Source organism: Microcoleus sp. AR_TQ3_B6 (assembly GCF_036702785.1).
Lineage (GTDB): Bacteria > Cyanobacteriota > Cyanobacteriia > Cyanobacteriales > Microcoleaceae > Microcoleus.
In genome coordinates this window covers 1-17,552 of the sequence record NZ_JAUBVJ010000129.1, presented here as the reverse complement: position 1 = coordinate 17,552, position 17,552 = coordinate 1, and the positions used below count along the sequence as shown (strand labels likewise).

Here is a 17,552-nt window from a genome sequence, read left to right as displayed (position 1 = left end):
TCTACCGAAACATAAACCTATTCATATTCACTCATTTATTTATTATACATTGCTGATGTTATTAAATTTTCATTCCTACGGAAAGCGGAGCAAACTGCACGGCAGCTACTTGCAGGCGCGGGGTTGGGATTTTCCGGGCGACGACGAACCTCACTACAAAGATTTTTTATATTTCTCCTTTGGAATTGGCATGACTTGCCGGCGTTGCAGATGTGCAGATCGCTTCCCGTTCGACTAGGTATATCGTGCTTTTTCACTGTGTGCTGTCGTTGTTTTTTAACACCGCTATTCTGGCTATGAGTGTCAATATTATTGCGGGATTGAGTTGAGATGATTCTGTAGCAGATGCTGCGATTTTTTATTAATTGGCGATCGATCTTGTTTTAGGGCGATCGGTGCTTATTGCCAGAATTCCCGAGTTGGACGCAAGAAAGTCAGGCTAATCACCGAAACTTGCATAATTCAATAAAAAATGTTACTCTAATGACGAGTTATACAGAAACCTCCCCCTATCCATCTGATTTGGAGTTTTATTTGGAAGTATGTCGATCGCTGAGAAGTTTTGTTGGGAAAAAATAGATGATGAACAGTTTGAAGAACTTGTGTTTGCAGTTCTGAAGTCAGCCAACCCACAACAAATCCAATGGCGAAAAGGACCAGGAGATAAGGGAAGAGATATTCAAGTACAGTTTCGTCGGCAAGGTGGTATTGGAGAGGAAATAGATGAAACGTACTTTGTCGAAGTGAAGCACTATCAAGGAGGGGTTTCTCCTAGTGCTTTTGAAGCTTCGTTGACATGGGCATCTGGTGAGCAACCACAGGTTTTGCTAATTGTTGTTTCAAGCCATCTGACTACACCCTGTCGCGATTACCTTAATAGTTGGCAGCGAAATAACCCGAAGATTCGTGTTCCCCCTCCTTGGGAACGAAAGGAAATCGAAAATAAAATCTTAGAAAGCTCTGCTGCTAGGAAATTAGGAATATCTTTTGGATTATTGCCTCCATTTATTCAAGATATACTGCCGCCCGCTCCTGAAACGTTTCGGACTAGCCAAGATGAAACTAGATTGGCTATGGAGTATCGTTACTGGATTACCGAAGAGGAAGTTGAAAAAATAGGGTATGTTGTTGAGCTTCTTTGTAGATTAAAACCTGTAATCATAGCTGAATGTGGTTCCGAAAAATATTTTGAGGATGTTTGTCTTGCTATTCCAAATTGGTCTACATTTCTAACACTTTTACAATCACAGCTTCGATTGCAGATTGCTATTCGAGATTACCTTTTTGCGTTAAATAGTGATACTTCTGCCGACAAAATGGACAGTTTCGTTCAGAAAATTAAAGAATCTGTTGAATTAGTTCGACAAGTTGGAGATGCGGCTTACCATATAGATTAAACTATCGTGCCAGCGGTAGAACACGTTGGAGCAGTGAACAAAGTTTTTTCGCTAGGTTGATATTCACTCGTCGCCGCTCAACTTTGATCGCTATACAATTTTTTGTTTCTCTTCGTCGGACACAATTTCATAACTTCCCAGGTACACATATCGAGAGTCTGCAATCCATGTTGAACCAAGGTTTCCATGTGGTATGATGTTATACCAGTACCAAACATAAAGCCATTCAAAGTTTTCACTCCATTGATACTCAAGAGGACCAGTTCTGCCCTGCTTTTTAGCTTGCCACTTCTCTAGCCAAGTTGGTCGAGTCTCTGATCCAGGAGCAAAAGTCTTCAAATTACCTTTACCTGCTGTCTTAATTTCAGTGGAAAGCAATAAATCCTCAGAGACAGCAAATGTTATGCGTAGTCTTGTCCTAAACTGTTTTTTTGGTAACAGGGCAGGCAGATCTTTAGGAATTGGATAACCATCGTTGGCAAGCCTACAACCTAAACTTTTCACAAAATACTTGTACAAGTTGCGTTGGCTGACTTCAAACTCATCATCATAAACATCTTGGAAGTCAATAAATCGGCGTTTTAGTATTAAGTCTTTATTTTGACGAATATAGGTAATAAAATGTTCATAGGATTTATCAAAGGGTTGAGAAAATTCATTGTTGCACTTTGAACATAGATTCTTCTTGTATTTAACAATTTTCGAGTTGGGACCTTGCACCTTACTCTCCTGTCCCCCTCGAATTAGCACAACTGAATTTTCTCCTTTATAGGAGCCAGAGCCATAGAGATTTACTAAGTCGCTCTTTTTAATTCTATGTTCTGCACTATCAGCAATTTTATTGCATATCCAGCAGCAAGTCTTAGATTCCACGGTACAACCTCAGAAATTCGCCTGGTATCCTTATTTGGTAGTCCTGCAGAAGTAATGGTGTGATTCGATACAACCCTTTCTGCGTATAGATTAAGAATGTAAGAAACATTACTTATGCACCACTATCCCTTATTCTATCTACATAAAGTTTCATTATGCAGATGGTTAAGTGATAATTGCTAAATTGAAGTAGTCCAACCATCGGGAAGCTCACTTACATCTTCTAGTAGGAAGTTAGGGTACACCAATATTCGGGCATCATCGTAGAGATTGCTAAGAACACGTTTCCGGGCACCGGATGTGTCCCACGGTCGAAGATCGGAGTCTAGCTCACAGAAACCAACCCAGGGATGCCCCTCTGCCTGTAATTCTTCAGATTTAACTATCACAGCCGCCAAAACAGCTAAGTCATAGGGTCTAGGGGAGAGCTCATCCATTGCACCGATAGATATTTGGCGCTCCAGCATTGGCTCTGAAAGCGGAAAGACGTTGAGACTAGGATGGTTCGCTAAGTCATTCAATCGTTCTGAAACTTTCGTCAGTTCATTTGCCACTAATCCATCAAATTGAGCAAATACCCGACGTGCTGCATCCGCATCCTCAGCGGTCACTCGACCTTCATCTGTTGCCCATCTCACAAATTTGCGTAAATCATCAGAGCGAGAGCGTGGGGAAAACCGTCGAGGTACGGTTTCACGTGCTTCTGTAAGGCATATTGCAGGCACATATAACTTAAACTCACCAGCCTGAGCACGTTGGAATAACTCAATAGCCTGTTGACTTTGCAAGTGTGCTGGAGCAATAACATCCACTACCCAATTTGTTTCCACTAAAACTGCTTTGGGTTTCACTTTGCACTCTTACTCCATCTAGGGCCAGCAGCCCTCACTTCGCCAATTCGGAGAAGGCTGATTATTTGTTCGCCAAGTAGGTTTCTTAAGTCATTTGGGAAGTTGTCCATACTGGCAGTCAGCTTCAGTTTCTCAAGCCATCGCTGAACTCGCGATTCAAACTCACTCGCAGGGTTTCCCTTCCATTGCTCATCTGCCGGTGGTAGCAAAGAATCTGGAAGTTGCGCTTCACCAACTACATAAATTGACTCACCATTATACTTTTCTAAGGAGTCGCGGAGGAGAATCACGCGCTCACCAGCTACGACAAGTCCAACTGAACAACCAATAGCTGCCATAGTATGTTTAAGCTGTTCAATAGCACTTTTAGCGATACTGATGTGTTTTAATTTTACCTCAACAATCATTAGATATTCGCCATCTTGACTGGTCACAATAATATCTGGAGCTGGGAATGTTTTTATCATGGCATTATATCGCAGCAAATTTATTTGTTATGCAGTAAATTAACAATTATCCTAGGCAAAGCCTAACAAAATTATAACTTGAGGGGATTCAAATTACCGCATTCAAATGTCAAGACACGGATAATCAATTGAGCTACCCAGTTGATGAGACAGAAATTTTCATGCTGATTTTCCCACCCAAAGCCGATCGCCCTCCATCCCCCGACACTACAGCAAACGGGCGATCGCACGCCCCCGTTCTGCCAATCTCAAAATTTCCTGACATTTTTCTTGCTAAAGCGAAGTCGTTACGAGTATGATTAAGCAAGAAGCAAAAGAGACCAACGCCATGAGGATCGAAGAAATACCCCTCAACCAGATTCGCCGCCCCCTGCCGCGAGTCAACGACCAAACCAAAGTAGCCGCCCTCATGGAATCCATCCGCGAGGTAGGCTTAAACGAACCCATCGATGTGCTAGAAGTAGATGGTCAGTATTACGGATTTTCCGGCTGCCACCGCTACGAGGCTTGCCAGCGTCTCGGTTTAGAAACAATCCGCTGTAAAGTACGCCGAGCTCCCCGTGCCGTGTTGCAGATGCACCTAGCCTGACCCTCTCCAGAGAAATTCACCACGCAGGCAAAGATTCGATCGCCCAAAGCTTTGTAATATATTCGATCGACAATCACTACTAACAAGCTAAAAACCTATGACAGCCAACAACCACAAACAACATCTTTACCCCACCCGCATCGATATGTCAGCCGCCACCCGAGCTCAAGTAGTCGGGCTGCTCAACGCCACGCTAGCAACGACTCTCGACTTAAAAACTCAAGTCAAGCAAGCTCACTGGAACGTTAAAGGCATGGACTTTTACCAGTTGCACTTGCTGTTTGACGAAATGGCAACAGAACTCGAAGAATACATCGATTTGGTTGCCGAACGGGTCACAGCTTTGGGCGGTTTGGCTGTAGGAACAGCCCGCACAGCCGCCACAGATTCGATCCTGCCAGAATTTCCTTTCGACATTGTAGAGGGCAAAGAATACGTGACGGCTTTAGCCGATCGCTACGCACCCTACGCCCAACACCTGCGAGTCGCCATCGATAAAGCAGCGGAACTCGGCGACGCCGATACAGCGGATCTCTACACCGAAATTTCGCGGGCAATTGACAAGCGTTTGTGGTTCCTAGAAGCGCATTTGCAAGGTTCTGCGATAACTGCAACAGCCGCCGCCCCGGAAAAAGTAGGCGCCAAATAGCACACTTTCAAAAATTGAACTTGCATCGGCATAAATCGCCAAACTATTGTGGGGCGGGCCCAACAGCCCGCCCCAAAAATGTATTTCCTTAAGGCTCCTGACAGCTTAGGATCGAGAATATGTCCATTTATGAATTTGGATGAATTTTTCGTGGCAGCTAATATTCCAGATTATGCTCCTCAACTGCAACGCCTCATGCAACAGGCGGGGCTTTCGGGCGATCGAGAACTCAGCCAAAAAGCAGGAGTTTCCGAGATCCAGCTAAGTCGCCTGCGTCGCGGCTTAGCTTTGCAAACCCGAGCCGATATCCTGCTCAAAATCAGTCAAGCTTTGCAAATTTCCCTAACCGAACTGCTCGCAACCTTGACCCCAGATTATATAGAGTTAGAAAAGGCACCACCGACAGCCCTAGAACAAGAATATCAGCGCCTGCAAGCTTCGATCGCACAGCAGCGAGAATCTTTGATGCAGGAATTCCAGCTCTCTAGCGTGGAAATTTTAGAATCTTGGATGTTGCAGTGGCCGACTGCTGCCAGCAAAGCTCAGGAAAATCACAACTTGCGGGCTCAGAAACTACTGCCCTTGCTGCGGCCCGTCGAGCAGTTATTGGAGCATTGGGGAGTGGAGTCGATCGCCCCAGTCGGAGCAGAGATTCCCTACAACCCTCAACAACACCAACTTCTGGAAGGAAAAGCCGAGCCCGGAGAACCCGTCAAAGTCCGCTACACAGGCTACAGACAAGGCGACAAACTCCTCTACCGCGCCAAAGTTAGCCGTGTTTGATTAATAGCAGAAGGCATTCGGGAGAACAAAGATTGTCCCTCTCTCAAAATTCACTCCATGCGTTGCGCTGCGACTCTCCTGGGCGTTGCCAGGCGCGACGATCGCCATCTCTTGCACTCAAAACTCTTTTCCCCATCGAGCGGCTCTGGCACTTTCCCCCTCTCTTATTTGGATCGGAGTCCATCTCGCAGCTATACTAACCTAGTCTGGCTAGAAATTCTGACATTCCCACCGCAAAATATGAGTCCTGTAGTTAAAATTATTCAGCCCTCTGGCATTTTAGACGGCACCAAGGCAAGTCAATTCCGCCAAGAGATTAGCGACCTAGTGGAAGCGGGAGCCGATGTGGTATTGATAGACTTCCAAGATGTGACATTTATGGATAGTTCTGGTTTGGGCGCTTTAGTCTTGGCGCTCAAAACAGTCCGGGCCGCTGGGAGTCAATTAGTTGTCTGTTCTATCAACGAGCAAATCCGCATCTTATTTGAACTCACCAGCATGGATCGAGTTTTTGAGATATTTGCGACCCGCGATGCTTTTAATAGCAAAATTCTCTCAAGTAACTAAATCTTTTGGCTGCTGCCTTCTTGCTATTTGGTCGCAGATGCGATGCAAGAAGTCAGCTAGCCAAAATTTACCTTGAGTAAAGACCAATCATCATCAAAAACTGCTTTAGCGTTCAAGTTTTGAATGTAGTTCAAAACCAGCTCTAACTGGTCGGCACTTGCACCGTTGTAAGCTGCTAACAGGTCGATGAAAGGGTCAAGCCCCCAGATATTGCCGTCAGGTTGGTGGATCTCGTATACCCCGTCGCTAAAGATGTAGAGAGTGCTCAAATCCTCGACATCGCAGCAATTATCGACATAGGGGGCGTCGGGGAACATCCCGACCGGCATTCCGGGGGTTTTTAATCGCTTGATTTTAGCAGTGCTCGCAGGGGATTGGGAAATCAACACCGCCGGGGGATGGCCGGCGCTGGCATAAACGAGCTGGCGAGAAATGCGGTTGTAAACGCCATACCAGATGGTGAAATACTTGTCATTTTGGTAGCTCATCTGGAAGGTGGTGTTGAGGGACCGCAAAACGTCGCTGGGTTTGTAATAGTCAATGTTGGGCAGCGTGCGCGATCGCAGCAAATTCAGCACGGCCACAGAAGGCAGGGCCGCCCGCAAACCGTGACCGGCTACGTCGAGCAAGTAAATCGCCAAATAATCGGCATCTAGCCAGTTGTAGTCGAAGCAATCTCCCCCCAACTGCCGGGAGGGAATGAATTTTGCTTCGATGCTGATAGGTTCCGTCATCTGCTCTGGCAGCAGCGATTGCACGTACTCCGCCGCCTCAGCTAACTCTGCTTCCAGACTTTGCTTGGCAATTTTTAAATCTCGGCTGAGTTGGTGCAGCCGCAATCCGGCGCGTACTCTCGCCTGTAACTCGTTGAGTTCGATCGGCTTCGAGATAAAATCGTCGGCACCGGCGTCGAGTCCTTTGACTCGATCGGCGATCGAACCCAAAGAAGTCAACAAAAAGAATTGTGTAGTTGACAGCTCCGGATCTGCCTTAACTCGACGGCAGACATCTATGCCGGTCAAGCGCGGCATGATCCAATCGCAAATTATCAAGGCCGGACGCAATTTTTGCGCCTGGGCTACACCGTCTTCGCCATTACTTGCTACTGTCACTTCGTAACCCTGTTTTTTCAGGGTTCTTCTCAGCAGTTCTTGAACAGCCGTATCATCGTCAATAACCAGAATTTGAAACATGGGCACTCAGGTACTACAAGTCTTTCAATGTCTGGGGGTCAGTGAACAAACCTGACGGTCAACTCGTACCGTTAGACCGCAGGCTTCTTTTTCCCTCGAGGGCAGGGCTTTTTTGAGTGACGTAGAACCACCGCCACTTTCTTCATTACTGTTTCAACGTGCCAGAAAGTACATTGAAAATCAGGATGCTCCCGAAATATAATTGGTTCGCGAGCCAACAAAGAGGACCGCCACGCCTATCATCAAGAGGCGTGGATTCGGGGTAAGTAAGGCGCCAGCGCCTCCTTTAACTCCCGTCTAAATACACGTCTTGGACGAATCGGCTGATAGTTAAAAATATCTCCTGTCAGCGCGCTGGTCTGAGATTGAGTATAGTCTATTGACATCGCTTTCGAGGTAATTGCTTTTGACAGGGGGTCGTTGAGTTCAATTTACCTTGAAATTTGATGGAAATTTGGGCGCGATCGAACTTCACTCAGTTTATACTCAGAATATAAATTTTTATATACTTTTATTTTCTACAGGCGCTGGTTGACAGGGAAGTGCTATTTATGGTATCGTAAAAAACCAATTAGTGGATTTGACATTGAAAAACTAGTAGCAAAAGCTAGTATCCTCAAATTTTCATTCAATTTTGCCTGGTTTTATTTTGTCCCAGACCGATCGAAAACTTCAGTGGCAAGGGCGTCAGCAACCCGGTCACTAGACAGGGGGCTTCAGGCGACTAACGTCTTTGCCCTAGCTGAGCAGACTATCCGTTTAGGGCAAGAGTTAAAGACCCACTTCAGGAGGCTTGCTAGTCTTGAACACTGGAACCGAACGATTAAACAGGCTTATGCGTTAAACCAGTGTCGTTTGGATAGTTACCTACCCTAAACAAAGTCGAAGCAAACTTTACCCGCAAGGAGTAAGCAGCAATGCAAAACTATGTATTGGTGATCGATCAAAATAAACAGGCTCTTAATCCAATACCGCCAGCACGAGCAAGGGAATTGCTGACCAAACAAAAAGCTGCTGTGTTCAGAATGTACCCGTTTACCATCATTTTGAAACACGTGGTGGGCAACCCATCTCCTAAATCATTAATCATCAAGCTTGACCCCGGCAGCAAATTTACGGGCATTGCAATTTTGGATGGAGAAAACGTCATCTGGGCAGCCGAGTGGGAACATAGAGCATCGCAAATCAAAAATCCTCTTGAATCTAGACGATTATTGCGCCGTAGTCGTCCTAATCGTCAGACTCGGTATCGTGAATCCCGTTTTGAGAACCGTAAGCGTCCTACTGGATGGCTACCTCCATCCTTAATACATCGTGTCCTCACGATTGAGACTTGGGTAAAACGGCTTTGCCGTTATGCACCTATTACTCAGATAGCTATGGAAGGGGTCAAGTTCGATACTCAAAAACTCCAAAACCAAGAGGTTAACGGTTTAGAGAACCAACAAGGTGAACTCGCGGGTTACGAAGTCAGGGAGTATTTGGTGGAAAAGTGGGGGCGTAAATGTTCTTGCTGCGACTCTGAAGGCTTGCCACTCCAAGTTGAACCTATTTACCCCAGCTCTAAGGGTGCTAGCAATCGAGTCAGCAACTTAACTCTTAATTGTGAAAGATGTAACATCAAGAAAGGGACTAAGCCTGTTAAAGAGTTTCTCATAAAAGACCCTGCAAGATTAGAGAAGATTCTTCAGCAAGCTAAACAACCGCTAAAAGACGCTGGCGCAGTTAATTCAACTGGTTGGGCGCTGTTTCGGACTTGGAAAAATATCCTACCCATAACTACAGGGACAGGAGAACAAACTAAATATAACCGGACAAGGGTTAAGCTACCCAAACAACAATGGATTGATGCCGCTTGTGTGGGAGAAATAGAAACTATTAAGCTAGTAACCCAGCAACCATTACGGATTAAGGCTACTGGATGGGAAACCCGTCAAATGTGCGCTACTGACCGATACGGATTCCCTAGTAGTCACCGCGAACGCAACCAGATTCACTTTGGTTTCAGAACCGACGATTTCGCAAGTTCTGTTGTTACGAAGGGCAAGAAACTAGGTGAAGACGTTGCCGTGTACAGTGTCGTAAAACAGGCAGTTTTGATCTTGCCACGCGACTCGGCAGGGTATCCGGCATTAGCCACAGATTTTATAGGCCAATTCATCAAAAGGATGGTTACTCCTATGCGTTTTAGGAGATATGGACGGCAGTTAAAACCGCTCGCGCCGGAATTCCTCTCTCATCTAAAGATAGAGGGGATCCCGACTTCCCGGAGGTTCTGGTGATTGAATTAAAAAATTCCGAAAAGTTGCCAATGCTCAAAAAAGCGGAGCTTCAAGTCAATACAGGTCTGAGTGGATTAAGCTGGGTTTTGTCGTGGTTTTCACAATTGTATGACTCGCGAATTCCTACAAGTGTGTGGATACGGTGTCAGTTGGTTTTGGCTGAGAGCTTTACGAATGCGGTTCGTCACGCCCACAAGGGCAAACCGCCGGATTGGCCGGTGGAAATTGAGGTCGCGGTGTTCGCTGAATCTTTAGAGATGAGAATTTGGGATTGGGGCGAACCCTTTGATTTAGAGCAAAAAATCAAAGATATGTCGGAACAAGACGATATTGACTCTCCAGGGGGGCGGGGTCTAAAATTGATCAGAGACATCGGAGACAGTATTAGTTACCAGAGAACGTCTGATGGACGGAACTGTTTGTCGATCGTCAAAAATTATTCGCCCTGTCTCAACGATCGAAAATAACACTAATATTTTTAGCGGCTAAGGGTTGAGGGTAGCTCTTCAACCCTTCCCTAAGAAGCCTGCGTGACTGTTAAGCGGCGTAGCAGTTTTTTATATTTAGATGTGACTGCTTCCCTAGATACTGGCAATTTCCATAGCATCGGTATTTCCCCCATTAACTTGTTGCCAAAGTGTGGTAGAGATTCCTTTTTGTTGAATCAAATGTGTAGGGTTAACCTGATACCACAACACTTCCATTTTCCCGCACAAACATCTTACAGTATATTCTAGGTTTATAAAGTACAATAGCAGCAGCTTGTAAACCAGTTTTTGAAGTGCTTAGTATTGATCAAATCAAGCGCACTGGCAAGTACAACGTCAACCCGGAGTGGTAGTGGTTGGCGAGAACAGACGTAAAAAAGCTTTCAGTTGTGACCACCATAATTCTATCGGATTAAAGTCAGGATTCGGGAGGTGATAAATTCAGGACACGCTTAACCAGCGGGTTGAATCAATGGTTCAATCACCGCCAACTTATGAGCTGGTAGATTATCAATTGACTTCGACTGCACCATCCCATAAGTTTGGTACTAAAAAGTGTTCCACAAAAACGGAAAATGCCTTGCTATCCATCGCTCCATTTAGCGCCATTAATCCTCCTACTTTCTTTAAGCTAATTGATCCGATAACCGTTACTTTTGCACCAGATAAAATGGTTTTAAATCGTATAATATTTTAGCAGAATGCGAAGGTGCAGGAGTCCTTGTCTACCCCAATAAAAAGCCCATTTCATCCAAAAAAACGAGGTTGTCCGGGTAGATTTTTTTCACCTGCTCCCCATAAGGAACACCTCAAAATTTGCACTCGTTCGGTGGCAAACTGACTGCGACCTATTGTCTTTTTTTTCGCGTCCGATGCAAGTTTTTTTACCTGGAGCGACACCTCATACGCTTAGCTGAGAGAGTGCTTGTGGTTAAGATATCCCATATTGACAATATTCTGACTCATGTACTATCAGGATATTTTTCCACCATCTCGGTCAATTGAGTTGTGCGCGAATGTAATACACTTTTAAGGCTTCCACACTGTTTTTTTGGGTTGAACATCACCAGTCATTGGTTTTTGTTTCAAGAGTTTCTGGACAAAGGCTTTACTCACATCTAATTGGGCAGCTACTTTCAGAATAACTGCGTATCAGCTTACTACAAGTCATCAATTGTGAGACGACGCCTGTTTTCAATCTCGAACTCGATAGTGAGTTTCACTTTTCGAGGGTCAGGCAGGTTGTCAGCATAAATAACGGCCTCTAGCTCAAGAGATTTCTCTGCACTAGAGCCAATGTAGAATGGTTCATCTGCCCAGACAGACGACTTAGGCTGAACATTCCCAAAGTGAACGGTGAGTGTCCATTGGCTACTGTGATACACCACTTCAGTCTGTCGTTGCAAACTGCGGCGAGCATCTATGTTAGGTGGAATTACGTCAATTAAACGGTAGGCTGGCTTATCGGGTAGTTGATCCCTAACAGTGATACCACCACAAGAACTCCCTATTATTTCAACTCGTACTCCCTGAACTAAGGTGCTACTCTGGTTGTGAATTACAAATGCAACTGGTCTAAGAAGGCTTGTGAGTCGTATATATTCTTCCTTTTCTCGCCAGTAGTCAGGCCTGATTAATGGCTCTGGTGTTCCAATGCTGAAGCCACTTTTGCCGATATCTCGCCATTGCATTACTTGAGTGTCAGGTAGTGGTGTGAGTGGCTTCACATACGCGATCGACGACAGCTTCATTGAGTTACCAAGCTCTTGACGATTCTCATGGTCAGCAAACTGTAGGCTCATCACTGGTGCTGTAACGATCGCTACTGAATCTGCAATCTGATTTATAGATTGATATGAATATTCTGGATTGGCACTGAGAGCTTCACAATTATCCAATTGCTTAACCTGCTCTAACCATTGTTTCTTAAGTTCGCGTAGTCGATCTGGAGTTAAGTTGAGTTGAAGTTCCTTCGTTGTATGTGCGTCACCATGACAGTTAAGACAAAGAACTACTAAATTATCTTCATCGTGACTGTGGGACTCACTATATTTTTCAATATGGTGAACAATAATTCCTCTGCTTCTGTCACGACATACACAACAAGTATAGCGACTTTCAAAGAGAAGTTTATTCATCGTTTTTGAAGGAATTGGTGGGCGTTTTTCCTTTCTAATTATGTCAACTAATTCCTCGGAAATATTTAGAGAACTTAGTGTCTTTTCATCTAAGGTTGTAAGGGAACTGAGTGTATATCCAGCTTTTTCAAGGCGATTAGCTGTTTCTGAATCACATCCACGCTCCATAAGAGCATTAAATGTCTTCTGCCCCATTTTTGAACCTCGATACGGTTTTACTTCTACTAGCTTACAATCAATTTAGTTCAATTAGTATTTGCATAAGACATTAGGACAAGTCAGCTAAAAGTTCTGCTCAGCAAATCCGCAATCTGCCGATCGATATTCGTCTGGTGAAAACGCCGACTAGCCATCTCGTAGGCCGATTGGGCGATCGCGATCGTATACTCAGGTTGGGTATGACAGGTATTAATAACTTCTGCGAGTTGGTCTGGCTTGCCGGGAGGAACCAAAAAGCCATTGATGCCCGGTTCTATTAATTCAATAGCACCTCCCGATTGAGCAGCAACTATAGGTCTACCACACAGCATAGCCTCGACAATAACTCGGCCAAAAGGTTCGGGTGCGGTTGAGGTATGTGCAACTAAATCACAAATTGCCATTAACTGCGGAATATCTGAACGAAATCCTAAAAACTTAACTCGATCTTCAAGTCCTAATTCTGCCACTTGTGTGTGTAATCGCTGGACATAATCCTGCTCGCCAAAGAGCGCATCACCCACTAAAATAGCTGTTACCTCTTTGGGACAGTAGGTAAGTGCTTCAATTAAAATATGTTGACCTTTCCAAGGTGACAATCGACTGAAATGACCTACTATAAATTGCCCCTCAAGTTCTAGTTGTTTCTTGAGTTGGCTAATTTTAGAGCGATCGCTCTGATAGACTTCAGGCTCAAAGCCATTGTAGACGACATCGATTATGTCCGAGCGTCCTCCTGCTTCTAGAAAAGCAGCCTGACTTGCTTGGGAGTTAGCAATAACCAATGATGCAAAACGATTAGCCAAAGTTACAGCTACTTTTAAGTTGGTTGGGCTGAAATGGTCTGTAGATAAAATATCATGCAAATGATACACTAGAGGGCGACGGCTCAAAAAGCTAGCTAATGCACCAACAACTAGAGCTTTTTGCGTGTTGGCGTAGATCAAATCGTATTGACGAGCTTTTTGAACAACTTTAGCAATCAAAGGCAGTAGGGCGGTTACACTACTTAAACTTTGGGTTAAGCTGCTTTCTTTACGAACTTTGATCGCTTCAGTCGCTAACACCTCAACGGGAATTTCCTGTTGCTCTAGTAATTGCCTAAAAGAACCATCTACAAATAAGCAAACTAGACAGCTATCTCGATAGGGTTTGGCAATATCTATTAGGCAAAGCTCGGCGCCACCAGGCTTACCGCTCTGGTCGAGAAATAGTATTTTCATCCGTTTTTTTTACCTAAAAACTTTTCCATATATTCTACAGGAATTACGCAATTTTTCAATTGTGAAACTATCTGTAGTGGTTAGGGGAGGTCTGCAAAGAACTCTACAAGTACAGTCCTGGGACTAAGTGCCACAATTAGTAAGGAACTCTACTCTCACCAAGCCCTCCATAATCCGTTCATAATGAAAATGTGGCGCACCCTATAAGTCGATGGTCCTGTGCCAGTTGCGTAAATCCTAGAGTAGAGTCTGTGCCTAAGCTGCTGTGCATCTAATTTGACAGTCAATTTTTCTACAATTCTTGTGGAACGGGCACTCCTAGCCCGTCTATGCATTCAATGCGAGATGCTCCGCAGCTTAATCCCTATGCTTGTCAAACTGAGGTGAAACCTCGCTCTTGCGTAGGCTGTATCCTCGCAAAATCCCTAATTTTCTCTGTAATGACAAGCATAGGGATAAGTCCTATTCTAATTGTTTTTATCCTCAGGCTAACAACACTTTTCTAACTTTTTGTGCGATTGTTTGCCAATCGAAATTTATAGCAGCGTATTCCTGACACGCTTCTCTAGAAGGCAGCGGTACTTTTCCAGTTAGCAGTTTTTCCAATCGCTCAGCAATAGCTGTTGCCTCACAAGAAGCAGTAATCAAATTTGGTGAAAACGGCTCTAAAATTTCTGGCATTCCACCAACAGGAGTACATAGCGCTGGAGTGCCGCAGGCGAGGGATTCTAGCACGGATAATCCAAACCCTTCTAAAGATTGGCTCGGCATCACACTTAGGTCGGCGGCTTGGTAAGCTATAGGTAGTTGGTCATCTGGCAAAAAGCCGAGAAATTTAACGTTGTCATTGAGTCCCAAATCGGTTGCTTGCTGCTCAAGAACCGCTTGTAGCGGCCCTTTTCCAGCGATCGCCAACCAGATATCAGGAATTTGAGGTTTAATCATCGCTATAGCGATTAACAGCTTATCGAGTCCAACTCGATGCACTAAGCGACGCGCTGTAAAGAGAATCCGGCGATTTTCAGGCCAGTCGATCTGCGTGCGGGCTTCAGGGCGCGATCGGTTAATTTGAAATCGCGAAAGATCGACACCGCCCGGAATTACGTGAATTTTGCTCCAAGGAACTTGATATTCTTGATGTAAAATCTCACCAAATGCTTTACTCAGAACAATAAATCGATCGCAACGACGATAGACCCTTTGTTCCATCCAATGCTTCAAAAAAACACTCAGTTTACCAGAACCCTCCTGCTTAGATTCTAATGCCCAAGGCCCGTGAAAGGAAAAGGTAACAGGAACCCCCCTAGGTAAAACTTGCAAAAGAGGAAAACTATATAGTGCAAAATGTAGATTAATTGCATCAGGTTTTGCATATTTTCGCTGCCCAAAGTTGGAGCGAATCAACCAAAGCCGTTCCCAGATTCGATGTTCGGGGTCAGCTAAATTAGTGAGTTTTACGCCAGAGTTTGACTGAGTTTCTGGTAGACCTACTCCACACAATTCAACTCGATCTTCACTGGCTGCTAATTGATGCGTAAGCTCATATACATATCGATCCAAGCCTCCCGGTGTTTTCGGAAACCATCCGATCCCGACGCAAAGAATATTTGCTGATGTAGCAGCAGGGTTACTTGTGTAGTTGTCCACTTGGTTGTTTGCAAATATACATTAAATTTACTATAACTGAGACATCCTGATTATAGCTGTATATTTTTTAGTGAATCATGAAGAATCGATTCCTATTGCTAGTAAACAAATTATCGCAAAAACGGCGATTATTCATCCAACTAATGAATCATTTCCTCAATAATTTTAAGCCGATTGAGAACGATCGCCAACATTGCAGGATGAGTTTCCGAGAGCCTGCGATCGCAGGAGTCATAATCTCTACTTTAACTGCACTGTCTGTAGCTGCACTGTCTGTAACTTCAAACCCTTTACCCAATATCTCTTACAAAACATCTTGGATCGGTAACACCTTTGGCGGTGGCAGTAAGTGGGTACAAATTCAAATCGCTGCCATGTACGTGGGGAACGACGGAACGGTTTATACCAATAGCGTGTGGGATGAAGCGGGTAGAGAGGCAGGAATTTATAAAGATGGAGATGCGATCGGCAAAGCTAGCAATCTTCATGGATGGGGAAGAACTGGAGGGGAAGCAGTCACGGCCAATGGTAAGTACCTTTATATCGCCATGACACAGGGGGCAATAGACAGGATAGTAATTCAGGATTATCCCCCTTCTAAAACAAACTGGTATTGTGTCAGACGCTACAACTTATCTGGGGAGCCTGCTCCCTTTGCAGGTGGGCGTGGTTATGATAAAAGTATGTTAATTGTTAGCACCTCCGGTCAAGTAACTGGATTAGCTAACGCTGGCAGCGAGCTTTATGTCAGTGATAGTGCTGCCAACCGCATTCGCGTCTACAATGCCGAAACTATGGCAGAATTACGCAGTTGGTCAGTCGATCGCCCCAAACAAATAGCTGTAGATACTCAAACTAACCTATGGATTCTACAAGCGAAAGACGCTACTAATCCTCCCAAGATTCTGAACTATTCCAAGACAGGAACTTTATTATCCAAGAAAATTACGGATGTTGTAGACCCTACAGCCCTAGCTATGGATAATCAAGGCAGACTGTTAGTTGCGGAAAATGGCCCCCGTCAACAAGTGCTGATCTACAACATCACAAGCATACCCACCTTGGTTGGGACTTTCGGAACTCAGAGGGGGATCTACTCAGGAACACCAGGAGAAGTTGGAGACCTCAAACTCGGAGGTTTGACGGGGGTGGGCACGGACGCCAGCGGAAATATTTATGTCAGTCTTGATGGTTTTAATCGGTCAGGAACGGACTTGAGGAAGTTTAATGCCAGCGGATCAATGCAGTGGAGATTGCTGGGCTTGCAATTTGTAGATAATGCCGATGCCGATCCAGGGACTGATGGAGTGGACGTGTTTACCAAGCAGGAACACTTTGTCATGGACTATAGCAAAAGCAATGGTCAGGAATGGAGTTATAAGGGATATACCGTAGATAAATTTCGCTATCCCGACGATCTGCGGCTACAAGAAACGGTACATGGGGCTACCTCGGTTTTCGTGCGTCGCATTGAGGGAAAGCGTTTTCTTTATCTGGGCGGAATGTTTGCCTCGCGCCTCGCCATTTACCGTTTTGATGGAGAGATCGCGCTTCCCAGCGCAATCTTCTCTCGCCAGCATTCTAAGTGGCCCGCTAATCAGCCAGCAGTAGGAAGCTGGCTATGGCACGACAAGAACGGGGATGGCTATATTCAAAGCGATGAATATGAAAGTCTAGGTGCAGAAGATGATTCGATTGGGGGTTGGGAAGTTGATAGCAAAGGGGATGTTTGGCAAGCTAGTGAAGCTGGCTACATCAAACATTATCGCTATCAAGGATTGGATACTCATGGTAGTCCAATTTATACGAGTGCCGCTTCCGAAGTTATACCCATGCCAGCACCGTTTAACAAGCTCTTAAGAGTCAAATATTTTCCTGATACAGATGTCATGTATCTCGGAGGGTATACAGTCGATCGCCCACACACAGGTGAGGAATGGGGAATAGTCGGCACGGAGATTGTGCGCTACGACAACTGGACAAAGGATAAAAAACTACGCTGGCGCATAACTCTTCCCTACGATCCAAAAGCCAACCCCATGCTGATTATTAAGGCAATGGATGTGGCAGGAGATAGAGTATTTGCTGTTGATTCTAGAAAGGCTGAGGTATATGTGTATGATGCCGGGGCGGGAGCATTTGTAGCCAAATTAAGCCCCGGCTCTGAGGTTGGTAAGGAGACTGGCTGGATTGATATTCCCTACGCA

The 17,552-nt window shown here is 44.9% G+C and carries 19 protein-coding genes and 1 pseudogene; 11 read left to right on the top strand and 9 right to left on the bottom strand.

What is annotated here, in order from left to right:
• From QUB56_RS34170 to QUB56_RS34165, 3 genes are all read left to right on the top strand, one after another.
• The coding region (locus QUB56_RS34170) for a DUF1345 domain-containing protein (protein ID WP_332960787.1) at nucleotides 1–238 on the top strand (238 nt) is incomplete at its 5' end.
• Nucleotides 213–329 carry a hypothetical protein gene (locus QUB56_RS37555; RefSeq protein ID WP_445243436.1) on the top strand — a complete coding sequence of 39 codons (117 nt, stop codon included), beginning with the start codon at nucleotides 213–215 and terminating at the stop codon, nucleotides 327–329. The genes QUB56_RS34170 and QUB56_RS37555, both read left to right, overlap by 26 nt.
• Nucleotides 330–542: 213 nt before the next feature.
• Nucleotides 543–1,397, top strand: a complete 855-nt coding sequence (locus tag QUB56_RS34165) for a restriction endonuclease (protein WP_332960786.1) — start codon at nucleotides 543–545, stop codon at nucleotides 1,395–1,397.
• A 90-nt stretch (nucleotides 1,398–1,487) separates the two neighbouring features.
• Here QUB56_RS34165 and QUB56_RS34160 read toward each other — a convergent pair whose 3' ends face one another.
• The 4 genes from QUB56_RS34160 to QUB56_RS34145 all read right to left on the bottom strand — a co-directional run bounded on the left by QUB56_RS34160 (nucleotide 1,488) and on the right by QUB56_RS34145 (nucleotide 3,853).
• The gene (locus tag QUB56_RS34160) at nucleotides 1,488–2,270 is read right to left on the bottom strand and encodes a hypothetical protein (RefSeq protein ID WP_332960785.1); all 783 of its coding nucleotides are present in this window, start codon (nucleotides 2,268–2,270) and stop codon (nucleotides 1,488–1,490) included.
• 179 nt (nucleotides 2,271–2,449) lie between these two features.
• Nucleotides 2,450–3,121 (bottom strand): hypothetical protein, encoded by a 672-nt coding sequence (locus tag QUB56_RS34155; protein WP_332960784.1) that lies wholly within the window; start codon nucleotides 3,119–3,121, stop codon nucleotides 2,450–2,452.
• Nucleotides 3,118–3,588, bottom strand: a complete 471-nt coding sequence (locus tag QUB56_RS34150; protein WP_332960783.1) for a type I restriction enzyme HsdR N-terminal domain-containing protein — start codon at nucleotides 3,586–3,588, stop codon at nucleotides 3,118–3,120. Before QUB56_RS34150 ends, QUB56_RS34155 begins: the two co-directional genes overlap by 4 nt.
• 133 nt (nucleotides 3,589–3,721) lie before the next feature.
• Nucleotides 3,722–3,853 (bottom strand): hypothetical protein, encoded by a 132-nt coding sequence (locus QUB56_RS34145; RefSeq protein ID WP_332960782.1) that lies wholly within the window; start codon nucleotides 3,851–3,853, stop codon nucleotides 3,722–3,724.
• Between the two features lie 63 nt (nucleotides 3,854–3,916).
• Here QUB56_RS34145 and QUB56_RS34140 point away from each other — a divergent pair, with 63 nt between their 5' ends.
• From QUB56_RS34140 to QUB56_RS34125, 4 genes are all read left to right on the top strand, one after another.
• On the top strand, nucleotides 3,917–4,177 hold the full coding sequence (locus QUB56_RS34140; RefSeq protein WP_190733544.1) for a ParB N-terminal domain-containing protein: 261 nt from the start codon (nucleotides 3,917–3,919) through the stop codon (nucleotides 4,175–4,177).
• Between the two features lie 97 nt (nucleotides 4,178–4,274).
• Complete coding sequence (gene dps, locus QUB56_RS34135) at nucleotides 4,275–4,826, top strand: DNA starvation/stationary phase protection protein Dps (protein ID WP_332960781.1); 552 nt, start codon at nucleotides 4,275–4,277, stop codon at nucleotides 4,824–4,826.
• A gap of 129 nt (nucleotides 4,827–4,955) precedes the next feature.
• Nucleotides 4,956–5,609, top strand: a complete 654-nt coding sequence (locus QUB56_RS34130) for a helix-turn-helix domain-containing protein (protein WP_332960780.1) — start codon at nucleotides 4,956–4,958, stop codon at nucleotides 5,607–5,609.
• Between the two features lie 240 nt (nucleotides 5,610–5,849).
• Complete coding sequence (locus QUB56_RS34125; protein WP_332960788.1) at nucleotides 5,850–6,176, top strand: STAS domain-containing protein; 327 nt, start codon at nucleotides 5,850–5,852, stop codon at nucleotides 6,174–6,176.
• A 56-nt stretch (nucleotides 6,177–6,232) separates the two neighbouring features.
• Here the strand turns inward: QUB56_RS34125 and QUB56_RS34120 are convergent, their stop codons facing one another.
• Complete coding sequence (locus tag QUB56_RS34120; RefSeq protein WP_332960779.1) at nucleotides 6,233–7,369, bottom strand: SpoIIE family protein phosphatase; 1,137 nt, start codon at nucleotides 7,367–7,369, stop codon at nucleotides 6,233–6,235.
• Nucleotides 7,370–8,286: 917 nt separating this feature from the next.
• On the opposite strand from QUB56_RS34120, the pseudogene iscB reads away from it, so the two are divergent.
• Nucleotides 8,287–9,560 (top strand): annotated as a pseudogene (iscB, locus tag QUB56_RS34115) (RNA-guided endonuclease IscB).
• 87 nt (nucleotides 9,561–9,647) lie between these two features.
• On the top strand, nucleotides 9,648–10,118 hold the full coding sequence (locus tag QUB56_RS34110; protein WP_332960778.1) for an anti-sigma regulatory factor: 471 nt from the start codon (nucleotides 9,648–9,650) through the stop codon (nucleotides 10,116–10,118).
• Between the two features lie 114 nt (nucleotides 10,119–10,232).
• On the opposite strand, the gene QUB56_RS34105 is transcribed toward QUB56_RS34110, so the two are convergent.
• Nucleotides 10,233–10,355: a hypothetical protein gene (locus QUB56_RS34105; protein ID WP_332960777.1), complete on the bottom strand. Its 123-nt coding sequence runs from the start codon at nucleotides 10,353–10,355 to the stop codon at nucleotides 10,233–10,235.
• 256 nt (nucleotides 10,356–10,611) lie between these two features.
• Between QUB56_RS34105 and QUB56_RS34100 the strand changes: the two genes are divergently transcribed.
• Nucleotides 10,612–10,836, top strand: a complete 225-nt coding sequence (locus QUB56_RS34100) for a hypothetical protein (RefSeq protein ID WP_332960776.1) — start codon at nucleotides 10,612–10,614, stop codon at nucleotides 10,834–10,836.
• Nucleotides 10,837–11,299: 463 nt separating this feature from the next.
• Here QUB56_RS34100 and QUB56_RS34095 read toward each other — a convergent pair whose 3' ends face one another.
• From QUB56_RS34095 to QUB56_RS34085, 3 genes are all read right to left on the bottom strand, one after another.
• Nucleotides 11,300–12,472: an HNH endonuclease signature motif containing protein gene (locus QUB56_RS34095; RefSeq protein ID WP_332960775.1), complete on the bottom strand. Its 1,173-nt coding sequence runs from the start codon at nucleotides 12,470–12,472 to the stop codon at nucleotides 11,300–11,302.
• Between the two features lie 83 nt (nucleotides 12,473–12,555).
• On the bottom strand, nucleotides 12,556–13,698 hold the full coding sequence (locus QUB56_RS34090; RefSeq protein ID WP_332960774.1) for a glycosyltransferase family 4 protein: 1,143 nt from the start codon (nucleotides 13,696–13,698) through the stop codon (nucleotides 12,556–12,558).
• Nucleotides 13,699–14,181: 483 nt separating this feature from the next.
• Entirely contained in the window at nucleotides 14,182–15,345 is a 1,164-nt protein-coding gene (locus tag QUB56_RS34085) for a glycosyltransferase family 4 protein (protein WP_332960773.1), read from the bottom strand.
• A gap of 143 nt (nucleotides 15,346–15,488) precedes the next feature.
• Here QUB56_RS34085 and QUB56_RS34080 point away from each other — a divergent pair.
• Nucleotides 15,489–17,552, top strand: a 2,064-nt coding sequence (locus tag QUB56_RS34080) for a hypothetical protein (protein WP_332960772.1), incomplete at its 3' end; no start/stop codon positions are given.